Here is a 13,213-nt window from a genome sequence, read left to right as displayed (position 1 = left end):
CGCTACTCCGCCGCCCGGGCGCGCAGGGGCGCCTGCGGTTCACCGCCATTCACCCGCTCCCGCAGCTCCTTCCCCGGCTTGAAATAGGGCACGGCCTTGCCGGCCACCGGCACGGCCGCCCCGGTGCGCGGGTTGCGGCCGGTGCGCGGGTCCCGCTGCTTGGCGGAGAAGGCGCCGAAGCCGCGCAGCTCCACCCGATCCCCGCGCGCCAGGGCCGCGGTGATTTCCTCGAAGATCGTCGCCACGATCAGCTCGATATCCGGCTGGCGCAGATGCGGATTCTCCGCCGCCAATTGCGCGATCAGCTCGCTCTTCGTCATGGCGCCCGTCCCCAATCTCCCTCACCGGGGAAGCTGCCAGAGCAGGCGCGGCCCGTCAACGCCAACCCATTCTGAAATCACGGTTTTCCACAATCCATGGAACAGGGCGCCGAACAGGCGCTGGGCGGGGCCGCGGGTCTCCACCTCCCGCACCGGCAGCTCGGCCGGCACCTGGCGCTCGGCGGCCAGCCAGGCGCGGGCCTCGGCCTCCCCGCCGATGGCGTCGATCAGCCCTTCCGCCAGGGCCTGGCGGCCGGTGAAGACGCGGCCATCGGCCAGCGCCCGGGCCTTGGGCTCCGGCAGGCGGCGGGCGGCGATAACCTTGGCGAGGAACTGCTCGTACATGTCCTGCACCACCGCCTGCAGGGCGGCGCGCCCCTCCGGGCTGAGGGGGTGGAGGGGGTTGGGCTGGTCCTTCAGCGGGCCGGAGACGATGGTCTCGCCGCGGATGCCGAGCCGGGCGGCGAGCTCCGAGGCCTCGACCGATTGCAGCAGCACGCCGATGGAGCCGGTGACGGTGGAATCCCGGGCGAAGATCCGGTCCGTCCCCAGCGCGGCCATATAGGCGGCGGAGGCGGCGGTGCCGCGCATGACGGCAACGACGGGCTTCTTCTCGCGGAGGCGGTTCAGCGCGCCGTACAGCGCCTCCCCGCCGCCGACGCTGCCGCCGGGGCTGTCGATGGCGAGGATGAGGGCGCGGGTGGAACGGTCCTCGCCCAGCGCCTCCAGCGCCTCGAACAGCTTGCGGTCATCGCCGATGAAGCCCTGGACGGCAAGGCGGGCGACATGGTCCCGGGAGGGGAAGGGAAGGTTCGCCTGGCGGGCGGCGACGGCGAGGACGCCGGCGAGCAGCAGCAGGACGGCCAGGGTGCGCCAGAAGGCGAGGCGGCGCTTCAGGCGGCGGCGGTCGATCAGCAGGTCGGCATCGAGGGACATGCGGGTTCCGGCGTTTCGGCGGGATGTTGGGTGGCGGGGGGCCAAGGGCAACGGCTGGGCGCTTCGCCCCGGGCCCCGCCGGCGGCAGCGGCGCCAACGCCCGCCGGGGAGGGCCCCGGACCCCGGCGGCGCCTGGTAGTGCTCTCTTTCATTCCGCCTCGTCCTCCGGAGCGTGATGACCCGGATCGCCCCACCGCGCATGGCGCAAACAAGCAGGCCGCTGAAAACACAAGCCAGTGGCCCGAGAACGACGTCCGCAGGACTGCGGAATCGGGACACCAGTAAGCAAGCAGCCACTTCTCCCAAACGAAAAACGGCCGGCGGGTCGCCCCGCCGGCCGCTTCCCCAGGCCCCCGAAGGGCGCCCGGCTTATTCCTCGCCGGCCATCTCGCGGCGGCGGCGGATGGCGGCACCCAGGATGTCGCCCAGCGACGCGCCGGAGTCGGTCGAGCCGTACTCCTTCATCGCCTCGCGCTCCTCCTCGATCTCCTTGCCCTTGATGGTCAGGGAGAGCCGGCGGGCAGCGCGGTCCACGGCGACGACCTTGGCATCCACCTTCTCGCCCACCGCGAATTTCTCGGGGCGCTGGTCGCCGCGGTCGCGGGCCAGCTCGGCGCGGCGGATGAAGCCGGTCAGCACATCCTCCACCTTCACCTCGATGCCATTCGCCTGCACGGCGGTGACGACGCAGGTGACGATGTCGTTCTTCTTGACCTTGTCCAGCACCTCGGCCGCCGGATCCGCCTGGAGCTGCTTGATGCCGAGGGAGATGCGCTCCTTCTCGACGTCAACATCCAGCACCTTGGCCTTGACCACCTGGCCCTTCTCGTAATGGGCCATGGCCGCCTCGCCGGCCTCGTCCCAGGAGATGTCGGACATGTGCACCATGCCGTCGATATCCGGGCCGATCCCGATGAAGAGGCCGAATTCGGTGATGTTCCGGATCTCGCCCTCGACCTCGGAGCCCGGCGGATGGGCCTCGAGGAACAGCTCCCAGGGGTTGCCCTGGGCCTGCTTCAGGCCGAGCGAGATGCGGCGCTTCGGCTCGTCCACATCGAGGATCATCACGTCCACTTCCTGGGAGGTGGCGACGATCTTGCCCGGATGGACGTTCTTCTTGGTCCAGCTCATCTCGGAGACGTGGACCAGGCCCTCGACCCCCGGCTCCAGCTCCACGAAGGCGCCGTAGTCGGTGATGTTGGTGACGCGGCCGCTGAACTTGGCGCCGACCGGGTATTTGATGGCGACGCCATCCCACGGGTCGGACATGAGCTGCTTCATGCCGAGGCTGATGCGCTGGGTCTCCGAGTTGAAGCGGATGACCTGCACCTTCACCGGCTGGCCGATGGTCAGGGCCTCGGACGGGTGGTTGATGCGGCGCCAGGCGATGTCGGTGACGTGTAGCAGCCCGTCCACGCCGCCGAGGTCGACGAAGGCGCCGTAGTCGGTGATGTTCTTCACCACGCCGTCGAGGATCATGCCCTCCTTCAGGCCCTGGATCAGCTCGGAGCGCTGCTCCGCACGGGTCTCCTCGAGGACAGCGCGGCGGCTGACCACGATGTTGCCGCGGGCGCGGTCCATCTTGAGGATCTGGAAGGGCTGCGGGCTGCCCATCAGCGGCCCGACATCGCGCACCGGGCGGATATCGACCTGGGAGCCCGGGAGGAAGGCCACCGCACCGCCGAGATCGACGGTGAAGCCACCCTTGACCCGGCCGAAGATCACGCCGTTGACGCGCTGGTTGGCCTGGTAGGCCTTTTCGAGGTTGGTCCAGGCCTCCTCGCGCCGCGCCTTCTCGCGCGACAGGACGATGGAGCCGTCCCGGTCCTCATAGCGCTCGACGAAGAGTTCGATGACGTCGCCGGGCTTCACTTCCGGCTTCTGCCCCTGCGGGGCGAATTCCTTGAGGGGGACGCGCCCCTCGCTCTTCAGCCCGACATCGACGACGGCGAAATCGTCATCCACGCGGATGACCCGGCCGGAGACCACGGAGCCGGCGAAGCCGGTATCGGGGCCGAGGGTGGCGTCGAGGAGGGCGGCAAAGTCTTCGGTCCCCGCGTCATGCGCGAGGGTTGTGGCGGATGCCATGCGGTCTCTGGTTCCTGGAAGGGCCCGCCCTTCGGTAAAGAGCGGGTCAGTGTCTTGCGCCCCCGCCTGACGCGGGCACGGCTTGGTCCGGCGGGCTGCGAAAGGTGCCGAGGGACCCGGATTGCTGGGCGGTGTCACGGCCCGTCCCATCCCGGCCCGCCTGGGGGCGGGCGTGGCGGTTACATGCCGCCGGCGGAGTCGCTAATCCTTTGACGCGCTTGGGTCAAGCGGAAAAAACCCCTGCCGCGGCGCAGCATTGCGCCGGGTGCTCCAGGCCCCCCGTCTATCGCCGCTGGCCGAAGGCGGCCATTCGCGCGGGCCATGGTGCCGATGTCCGGTCAAGGACGTCGCCGCGCGGAGCGCGGTGCGCCTCCGGCGCATCGCCTGCATGCGACGCCTCCTCATCACCTCAACGCCATCGCCAAATCCCATTCACCCTGGACCGCCGACACAGTTGCTTGACCCGGCATCGGCACCAGGGCTGGACCTTGAGGTACGCTCGATGAGGTCGAGCGCGCATGTCCGCGCCCGGCCGGAACGGCCGTTGCGGTGGCGGCAGCCAGCCCCCGCAATCACCTGCGCCGCCCGTTGCCCTGCCGCGGCTTTGCCGCGGCAGGCTGTGCGAGGTCCCGGCCATTCAGCCCTTCATGGGCCCCATGGCGGCGCACAGCGCCCGCCCGGGGCGAGGCCGTGCCCCCATGGCGGCGCACAGCGACGTCGTGGGGAACGAAGCTCATGGCGAAAGAAGCTCGCCCCGCAGCCGCTCGGCCTCGGCCCGCTCGGGGAAGGCCGGGATGCGGTCCAGCAGCAGATCGACCAGCCGCTTCGCCTCCACCTTGTCCCCCGCCTCCTTCAGCGCGAAGGCCAGGCGGTAAATGCCGCCGGCATCCTGGGCCGGGCCGCGCCGGCTGACCGCGACGGCGGCCCGCAGCAGCGGCACCGCGCGCCGCGCCTCGCCCTGCCGGGTCAGCACCCAGCCCAGGGTATCGGCGGTCTCCGGCGTCGGCAGCAGGAAATAGGCGCGCTCCGCCAGCTCCCGCGCCCGCGCGACCGCCTCCGGGCTGTCCTGCTGCGCCAGCAGCCAGGCCAGGTTGTTCATCGCCACGCTGTTGTTCGGCGCCCGTTGCAGGGCCGCGCTCAGCCGGTGTTCCGCCAGCTCCGTCCGCCCCGCCGCGATGTCGATCTGCGCCAGCAGGTTCAGCACCTCCACCTCGCCCGGCTCGCGCTGCAGCCATTGCGTCAGCACCGCCTCGGCATCCACCGGCCGGCCGGCGGCCATCCAGGCGCCGGCGGTGCGCAATACCAGGCTGGCGGATGGCACGGCGGCAAGCTGCGCGGCATAGGCCTGGGCCGCTTCCAGCGGGCGGCGCAGGCTCAGCAGCAGCTCCGGCTTCAGCAGCCGGGCGTTCGGCTGCATCCCCGGGTCCTGCCCCATGCGGTCGGCCAGCGCCAGCGCCGCCTCGGCGCCGCGGGCCTCGTTCACCAGCCCGATCAGCCCCTGCTGCAGCAGCGCATCCCGCGGCTGGCTGCGCAGCCCTTCCTGCAGCAGCGCCTCGGCGCCCTGGGCATCCCCGCCACGGGCCAGCAGCGCCGCCAATTGGCGCCGCGCCGGGGCGCTGCTGGCATCCTCGGCCAGGGCGGCGCGGGCAGCGGCCTCCGCCTCCGGCCATTTCTCCGCCGCCGCATAGGCCTGAGACCGGGCGAGCGGCAGGGCCACGCCACGGCCCGGGACCCGCAGCGCCGGGCCGTCCAGCAGCGCAGCGGCGCCGGCGGCATCATTGGCGTTCCGCAGCACCTGGGCCATGGCCAGCGCCAGGGCGGGCTCCCCCGGCGCCGCGGCCTGGGCCCGCTGCAGCACCTGCCGCGCCGCCGGGGCGCGGGAGCCACCGGCGCCGGTCAGCGCCAGCAGCCGGGAAATCGCCTCGCCATGATTCGGCTGGCGCTGCAGCACCTCGCCCAGCAGCCGCTCCGGCTCGCCCTCCACGCCCTGCGCCATCAGGGTGCGGGCCAGCCCCACCCGGGCGCCGATGCTCTCCGGGAAGCGCTTCAGCACATCCTCGAAGCCGGCCCGCGCCTCGGCGGTCTGCAGCCGGGCCAGCCTGATCATGGCGGCGACGGTGGCCGGCACCTCGGCCGCCCGCGCCTCCGGCCCGAGCTGGGCCAGCTCCCCCTCGGCGGCTGCCAGGTCGCCGCGGCCGAGGGCGGCCAGCATCAGCATCTCCCGCGCCCCGGCCTGGGACGGGGCGAGGCGCAGCGCATCCTCCGCCGCCGCGGCGGTGCCGTCGGTGTCGCCCGCGGCCAGCCGCGCCGCAGCCAGGCGGGTACGGATGCCGGCATCCGCCGGCGCCAGCTCGGCGGCGCGGGCGAAGGCCTGGGCGCCTTCCCGCGGCCGGCCCGCCGCCACCCGGGCACGGCCCAGCATGTCCAGCGCCTCCGCATCCACCGCGCCGCGCTGCAGCAGCCGCTCCAGCGCGCCGATGGCGCCGTCCGGCCGGCCGGCCTCCATCTCCATCACCGCCAGCAGCTTGGCGCCGCGCGGATCTTCCGGCCGCCGCGCGGCGTAGCGCCCGGCGGCGTCCAGCGCCTGGGCGTTCTGCCCCAGCGCCCGCTTCACCGTCGCCAGCACCAGGAAGCCTTCCGGAAAATTCCCCACGCCGGCGCCGAGGCGCTGCAGCGACTCATCCGCCCCGCGCCAGTCGCGCTCCCGCGTCGCCAGCACGGCGCGGAGGTAAAGGGCGCCCGGGTTGTTGCCGACGGCGCGCAGCACCGCCTCCACATCCTGCCTCGCCGCCGGCAGGTCGTCGGCGCGCAGCCGCACCTCGGCGCGCAGCAGGCGGCCCTGCACCTGGGCCGGCCATTTCGCCAGCAGCCGGTCGAGCGTCGCCACCGCCTCCGCATGGTCGCCACGGTCGAACAGCAGGGCGGCGCGGCGCAGCAGGCCTTCCGGCAGATCGGGGTCGATCGCCAGACTGCGCTCGATCGCCGCCATCGCCCCCGGCCTGTCGTTCTGCGCCAGGGCCAGGCTGGAAGCGGCGAGATGCGCCTGGGCGGAGCCGGGGGCGAGGCGCAGCGCCTCGGCGACCGCCGCCTTCGCCTGCTCCACCTCCCGCGTCGCCAGCAGGGCGAAGGCGCGGTGCGCCGCCACCTCCCCGGCCAGGGCGGGCGGGGTGCCGTCCGGCGGCATCGGGAAATCCCGCAGCAGCTCCTGGAAGCGGGTGCGCTGGAGGTAGGCGCGCATGACGATGGCGGTGCCAGCGGCCGGGTCGAAGCCCCGCTCCATTGCCGCCCTGGCTTCCTTCTCCGCCGTGTCGGCATCGCCGATGTCAAGGCTGAGCTGGGCGAGGGCGGCGCGCAGGGCGGCGGAATTCGGCTCCTGGCGGACGGCGTTGCGCAGCTCGATCTGCGCCGCGCGCATGTCGCCGCGGGCCTGGGCGGCGCGGGCGCGTTCCAGCGGCTGGGCGGCGGCGGGGGCGGCGGCGAGGCCGGCGCTCAGCAGCCCGGCCAGCAGCAGGGGCCAGCGGGCGTGGCGGCGGGTCGGGGTGGGCGGTGCCATGCTGAATTCTCCGCTACGGCAGGGTGGGTCGCCGGCCGGCCGGCGCGGCATAGGCGGGGGAAGCCGATGTCCTGACAAGCCCGGGTTTGTGACGATGCAGCGCGGCGCAGGGCCGCCCGCGCGCCCCTCCCCGCCGGCCTTTCCGCTACCCCGCATCCGCCGCCCCCTCTGCCGCGCGCGGCAGGCTGGCGCCGAGGCCATGGGTTTCCAGCAGCCCGTAAAGCGTCGGCCGGCTGACGCCGAGCAGCCTGGCCGCGGTGGCGAGGCTGCCATTGCTGCGCGCCAGGGCCCGTTCGATGGTGTCCCGCTCCGCCCGCAGCCGGGCGGCGCGCAAATCCAGGTCCGGCTTCGTCTCCTCCGCCCCCGCGGCCGGGGCCAGTTCCAGATCGGCGGTGGTGACGAGCTGGCCGTCCGCCATCAGCGCGGCGCGGCGGATGCGGTTCTCCAGCTCCCGCACATTGCCCGGCCAGCGATGGGCGGCGATCGCCTCCGCCGCCGCGGCATCCAGCCCGCGCAGCTTGCGGCCGAATTCTCGGGAGAAGCGCGCGAGGAACAGCCGTGCCAGCAGCACGGAATCCGTCCCCCTCTCGCGCAGCGGCGGGATGCGGACGGTGACGGAGTTCAGCCGGTAGAGCAGGTCGCCGCGGAAGCGCCCGGTCTCGATCTGCGCCTCGAGCGGCTGGTTGGTGGCGGAGACGACGCGGACATCGACGCGGATCTGCTGCCGGCCGCCCACCCGCTCGATCACCTGGTCCTGCAGGAAGCGCAGCAGCTTGGCCTGCAGGCTGACCGGCATCTCGCCGATCTCGTCGAGGAAGAGGGTGCCGCCACTGGCGCCCTCGATCTTGCCGATGACGCGGGCGACGGCGCCGGTGAAGGCGCCCTTCTCATGGCCGAACAGCTCGCTTTCCAGCAGGTTTTCCGGAATCGCGGCGCAGTTCAGCGCAACGAAGGGCTTTGCCGCCCGCGGGCCCATCTCGTGCAGGGCGCGGGCCAGGGCTTCCTTGCCGGTGCCGCTTTCCCCCAGCAGCAGCACGGGGACAGCGACGCCGCCCAGCCGTTCCACCGTGCGGCAGACCTTCAGCATGCCGTCATCGGCGGTGACGATGCCGCGGATGGGGGATGGCCCGGGGGCGGCGGCGAGGCGGCGATTCTCCTCCTCCAGCTCGCGCAGCCGCAGCGCCCGGTCGATGATGGTGCGCAGCACCGCGAGATCGACCGGCTTCTCGTGGAAATCATAGGCGCCGAGGGCGATGGCGCGCAGCGCATTCTCCTTCTGCCCCTGGCCGGAGGCGACGACGACCGGCAGCCAGGGATTGACCGCCCGCAGCATCTCCAGCGTGGCGAAGCCCTCCGCCACGTCCTCCGCATCCGGCGGCAGGCCGAGATCGAGCAGCACCACGGCGGGCTGTTCCCGCCGCACCGCCTGCTCGGCGGCGGCGCGGTCCCCGGCCAGCAGCACGCGGCAGGCGGGAAAGGCCCAGCGATACTGCGCGGCAAGGCCCGGATCATCCTCGACGATCAGCAGCTTCGGCTTGTTCACGCGCGCGCCTCCTCGGCCGGCGCCGGCGCCCCGGCATATGGTCCGTGGGCGGCCGGCAGGACCAGCCGCATGGTGGTGCCGGCGCCCGGCCGGCTTTCGACCAGCAGCTCCCCGCCCGCCTCGCGCAGCAGCTCCCGCGCCTGCCAGGCGCCGATGCCGGAGCCGCCGGGCTTCGAGGTGCTGAGCGGGCGGAACAGCTCGTCGCGGATGAATTCGGGCGTCATGCCGGGGCCGGCATCGGCGATCTCCACCACCACCCGGCCGGGCGCGGCGCTGAGCGTGACCCGCACCGGATCGCCCGGCGGCGAGGCCTCGGCGGCGTTGTTCAGCAGATGGCCGAAGGCGGCGTCGAATTCCTCCGGCGCCATGGCGGCGGGGCCGGCGGCGCCGGCGACGGTCAGCGCCACCGGGTGCGGCCGGGCGGCCAGCAGGGCGCGCAGCCGCGCCTCCGGCCAGAGCAGCTCGGGCGCCGCCGCCGCCTCCTCCGGCTGGCGCAGCCGGGCGATCAGGGCGTTGATCCGGTCGGCGGAGGCGCGGACGGTCAGCAGCATGTCGCGCTGGAACTCCGGGTCCTGGATATTCGCCTCGGCATTGGCGAGGAGCAGGCTGAGCTGGCTGGACACGGTCTTCACGTCATGCGCGACGAAGGCGAAGCGGCGGGCGAGGTCCTGGAGCTGGCGCTGCTCGGCCAGGCGCTGCGCCGCCGCACGCTCGGCGAGGAAGAGGGCGACCTCCCGGCCCAGGGTCCGCAGCAGCTCGAACACCTCCCGGTCCAGGGGAAAGGCGGCGCGGGGCGGGGCCAGCAGCACCAGCCCGACGGCTGCGCCCGCCGGTCCGCCCGCTGACCCGCTCCCCGGCCCGTTGCGGTGATGCGGCAGCGGCACCGCCAGCCAGAGCGGCCCGAGGCCGGCGAGCACCGGCGGCGTCGCGGCCTCGAAGCGGAAGACCTCCCCCGCCGCCTGGGCGGCGGCCAGCGGCGCCGGCAGCACCACCGGCGCGGCGAGCGGCGGCATGTTCCAGGACCCCGCCCAGCGCAGCCGTGCCTCCGCCCCTTCCTGCCCTTCCCCCTCGGCCAGCAGCAGCACCCCGCCCGGGCTGTCCACCGCATCGGCAATGGCGCGGATCGCCCGGCTTTCGGCCGGGGCAGCGCCGTCCGGGCCGAAGAGGATGTCGACGCAGCGGAGCCATTCCTGGCGATAGTCGTAGCGGGCGGTGAAGAAATGGTCGACGACGAGGCGGCGGAGGCGGGAGCGCATGGAGGCCGAGGAGAGGGCGACGGCCAGCGCCATCAGCGCGCCGGCCAGCAGCACGGCCCGGCCCGCCTCCCCCCAGCGCTCGTCCAGGTGGCGCATCGCCTCCCCGGCCGCGCCGGCCAGCAGCATGCAGGCGCCGGCGACGACCAGGGTGGCGCCATGGAAGGCGACGCGGCGGGAGACCGGCAGGTCCCGCCGCCAACGCCCGTCCCGCACCGCGGCCACGGCGAGCAGCGGGGCGGAGAGGGCGGCGAGCGCCGCCCGGGCATCCAGCAGCGGGCCGGGAACCCCGCCGGAAAAGCTGGCGCCGACGAAGAGCAGGACATCGAAGGCGGCCAGGCCGCCCAGCGCGATGGCCGGCAGGTTCACATGCCAGCGCAGCGCCTCATCGGCGTTGCGGTAGAGATTCTCCGCCAGCAGCACGACGGTGAGGGCAAGGCCGATGCGGGCCAGCCCGGCGGCGCCGGCGAGGCCGGGCGGGACGGGCTGCCGCAGCAGCAGCTCCGGCAGCAGCCCGGCCAGGGCCAGCAGGGCGAAGCCGGCACCGAGCCAGGCGAGGCGGCGGAGCAGGGGCGGGGTGCCGCCGGCGATGCGGGCCTGCAGCCGCAGCAGCAGCAGGCCCCAGGCGGCGTCGCGCAGCACCTCCATCACCCCGGCCGGGCCGGTGAGCGGGGTGTCCGGCACCAGCGCCACGGCGGCGGCCCACAGCCCGGCGCTGCCGCAGGCGGCGGCCAGCAGCCAGGCGGCAGGCCCGCGCGCGGCGGCGAGGATCAGCAGGGTCCAGGCGAGGCAGATGGCGGCCGAGCCGCCATGCAGCACCACCGATGCGGCCACGGTCACGGCAGCTTCGGGCCGCCGCCGGCCGGGCCCGCCGGCAGCCTGCTCATCGGGAGCCTTCCTGGAACAGCACCACGCGGACCGTGGCGACCAGGATCAGCAGGTCGAGGAACAGGCTGCGGCGGCCGAGATAGTAGAGGTCGTAGGCGAGCTTCATGCGCGCATCCTCGACCGACGCGCCGTAAGGAAAGTTTACCTGGGCCCAACCGGTGATGCCGGGGCGGACCAGGGCGCGGTCGCCGTAATGCGGGATGAGGCGGGTGAGCTGCGCGACGAAGGCGGGCCGTTCCGGCCGTGGGCCGACCAGGGCCATGTCGCCGCGCAGCACGTTCAGCACCTGCGGGACCTCGTCGATGCGGGTGAGGCGGATGATGCGGCCGACGCGGGTGACGCGGGGGTCCCGCTTGCTGGCCCAGACCGGGGCGCCGCCCGCCTCCGCATCCACCACCATGCTGCGGAATTTGAACAGCTTGAAGACCTTGCCGCCGCGCCCGACGCGCTCCTGCCGGTAGAGCACCGGGCCGCGGGTGTCGAGCTTGATGGCCAGCGCGGTGCAGAGCAGCACCGGCAAGGTGAAGGCCACCAGGAAGAGGGCGATGGCGATGTCGAAGGCGCGGCGCAGCGCCGCCTCGACGCAGCCCTCGCGGGCGGCGCGGGTGCCGGCGGCCCAATCCTCCGGCAGATTGTCGATGTCCAGCCGGGCGAGATGCCGCTCGCGCAGCTCGGCGGTGGAGAAGACATGCACGCCGGCGGCCTCGCAGCCATGGCGGACGGGGGCGGGCAGCAGCGCCGGGTCCGGCGCCACCACCGCCCAGACCCGGCCGGCGCGGAGCCGGTCCGGCGCCAGCTCGGCGGCCAGGCCCTGGCCGGGGCGAAGCGCGAAGGCGATCTCGAAGCCCGGCTCGGCCGGGTCCAGCGGGCGGGCCGGCGCCTCCCCGTCCCGCACCAGGACGAGGCGGCGGCGGAGCAGGCCGGAACGGGCGAGGGCGGCGAAGCCGAGGCGGGTGGCGTGGATGACGAGGAAGAAGGCGAGGCCCAGCTCGGCCAGGCCGCGCAGCCGGGTTTCCGGGCTGACGGCGTGGAACAGGTGCAGCAGCGGCCAGGCCAGCAGCAGCAGCAGCAGGCCGGCGACCAGGCTGCCGCGCAGCAGGCGGCGGCCGCGCGACCAGATCTGCGGCTGGTAGAGGCCGCTGGCGCCGGCGACGAGGCCGGCGGCGAGGGCGAGGAGGATGGCGAGGGCGAGGCCGGCGCCCTGGTCGAGCGGCGGGCCGGCGGGGGGGATGCTCCAGGTGAGGAGGAGGTAGATGGCGAGGAAGCAGGCGAGGGATTCGACGACGTAGAGGATGAGCAGCTCGGAACGGATGCTGTGCCCGAAAAGGGTGGTCATGGCTGGCATCCCTGCTCCCGCGGCCGCTGGGGCGGCCGCGTCGTTAACGATCCGTTTGCGTCTGCCGGCTATGTCCACTCTTTGAGAAAAGTTTTCAATATAAGAGTTGGAGCGGGATCGTCGTCGTAATTGCGCCGCGGGCGGCGCAACCCCTGGGGCCGAAGCCGTCTGGTCGGATTCTCAAATTTTTGTGAAACCTGGCTGGTGAGCCGCTGCGGTTCCCGCGGCAAGGCCGGTATTCCGGTCACAATCCTGCGTCAATGGCTGGCGCCAGACGGACTCATCCGCTGCCGGAACATAGTGGAAATTTAGCAAAGTGTTATTATTTGGATGTTGCGGAAGGGTTAGGTTCCCCCTAGCTTCACGCCATCTCAAGAACTGGGCTGCATGCTGTCGCGGACCGGTCGCGGCGGCGCCATGCGCGCCAAAGGAGAGCTAGGAATGGTGGCGCAGCGTTTGGCGGCGTGGCCCGGGATGGCGTGGCCCGGCGTGGCATGGGCCGGCAGGGCGCAGGCCGGCAGCGTGACGTCGGGCGGCGTGACGTCGGGCGGTGCGACGTCGGGCAGCGTGACGTTCGACAGTGTGGAGCCCGGCGGGGCGCAGCCCGGGGTGGCGGCGCGGCGGGCAGCGGCGCGGCGGCGCCTGCTGCCGCCAGGGCCGGCCGGCCTGGCCATGCTGGCCCTGCTGCTCGGCCTCGGCGCCTGCGCCGCGCCACCGGCCGGCGGCCCCGGGGCCGCCGGCGCGGCACAGGCGGGCACCGGGCAATCCGGCACCACGGCCACCCCGGCCCCGGATTACGTGATCGGCCCCGGGGACAACCTCTCCATCTTCGTCTACCGCTCGCCCGAACTCAGCGCCGAGCTGCCGGTGCGGCCGGATGGCAGGCTCTCCCTCCCCCTGGTGCCGGATATCGAGGCGGCCGGCCGCACCCCCTCCCAGCTCGCCAAGGTGATCGAGGAGAAGCTGAAGGAATATGTGCGGGAGCCGAACGTGACTGTCATGGTGCGGTCCTTCATCGGCCCCACCAGCCGGCAGATCCGCATCATCGGCGAGGCGGCGCAGCCCAAGGCCATCCCCTACCGGGAAGGCATGTCGGTGCTCGACGTGCTGATCGAGGTCGGCGGCCTCACCCGCTACGCCGCCGGCAACCGGGCGGAGATCGTCCGCCGCGGCCCGGACGGCCAGGCGCAGAACATCCGCCTCCGGCTCTCGGACCTGCTGCGGGACGGCGACATCTCCCAGGACATGCCGATGCGGCCGGGCGATACGCTGGTCATCCCGCAGAGCTGGTTCTGA

At 73.5% G+C, this 13,213-nt stretch carries 8 protein-coding genes; 1 reads left to right on the top strand and 7 read right to left on the bottom strand.

All coding sequences use genetic code 11. The features are described 5' to 3' along the window. Positions 1-2 precede the first annotated feature (2 nt). The 7 genes from ihfB to E5N76_RS16765 form a co-directional block, all read right to left on the bottom strand. Positions 3-320 (bottom strand): integration host factor subunit beta, encoded by a 318-nt coding sequence (ihfB, locus tag E5N76_RS16795; RefSeq protein WP_149538465.1) that lies wholly within the window; start codon positions 318-320, stop codon positions 3-5. Positions 321-341: 21 nt separating this feature from the next. Next, positions 342-1,256 carry a signal peptide peptidase SppA gene (gene sppA, locus E5N76_RS16790; RefSeq protein ID WP_149538464.1) on the bottom strand — a complete coding sequence of 305 codons (915 nt, stop codon included), beginning with the start codon at positions 1,254-1,256 and terminating at the stop codon, positions 342-344. A gap of 369 nt (positions 1,257-1,625) precedes the next feature. Next, positions 1,626-3,344, bottom strand: coding sequence for a 30S ribosomal protein S1 (gene rpsA, locus E5N76_RS16785; RefSeq protein ID WP_149538463.1), 1,719 nt, complete (start codon positions 3,342-3,344; stop codon positions 1,626-1,628). A gap of 733 nt (positions 3,345-4,077) precedes the next feature. Further along, complete coding sequence (gene prsT, locus E5N76_RS16780; protein WP_187830215.1) at positions 4,078-6,897, bottom strand: XrtA/PEP-CTERM system TPR-repeat protein PrsT; 2,820 nt, start codon at positions 6,895-6,897, stop codon at positions 4,078-4,080. A 145-nt stretch (positions 6,898-7,042) separates the two neighbouring features. Then, a complete protein-coding gene (prsR, locus tag E5N76_RS16775) occupies positions 7,043-8,440 on the bottom strand; it encodes a PEP-CTERM-box response regulator transcription factor (protein ID WP_149538461.1) in 1,398 nt (465 codons plus the stop codon). Further along, positions 8,437-10,533 (bottom strand): ATP-binding protein, encoded by a 2,097-nt coding sequence (locus E5N76_RS16770; RefSeq protein ID WP_235907739.1) that lies wholly within the window; start codon positions 10,531-10,533, stop codon positions 8,437-8,439. The genes prsR and E5N76_RS16770 overlap by 4 nt, the downstream gene beginning before the upstream one ends. A gap of 43 nt (positions 10,534-10,576) precedes the next feature. Next, positions 10,577-11,917: an exopolysaccharide biosynthesis polyprenyl glycosylphosphotransferase gene (locus tag E5N76_RS16765; RefSeq protein ID WP_235907738.1), complete on the bottom strand. Its 1,341-nt coding sequence runs from the start codon at positions 11,915-11,917 to the stop codon at positions 10,577-10,579. A gap of 567 nt (positions 11,918-12,484) precedes the next feature. Between E5N76_RS16765 and E5N76_RS16760 the strand changes: the two genes are divergently transcribed. After that, complete coding sequence (locus E5N76_RS16760) at positions 12,485-13,213, top strand: XrtA/PEP-CTERM system exopolysaccharide export protein (RefSeq protein ID WP_235907737.1); 729 nt, start codon at positions 12,485-12,487, stop codon at positions 13,211-13,213.

Origin of the sequence: Siccirubricoccus phaeus (assembly GCF_008360935.1) — a bacterium.
In the GTDB taxonomy this organism is placed as follows: Bacteria; Pseudomonadota; Alphaproteobacteria; order Acetobacterales; family Acetobacteraceae; genus Siccirubricoccus; species Siccirubricoccus phaeus.
Note: the sequence above shows the minus strand (reverse complement) of the source record. Positions and strands in the feature narration are given on the sequence as shown.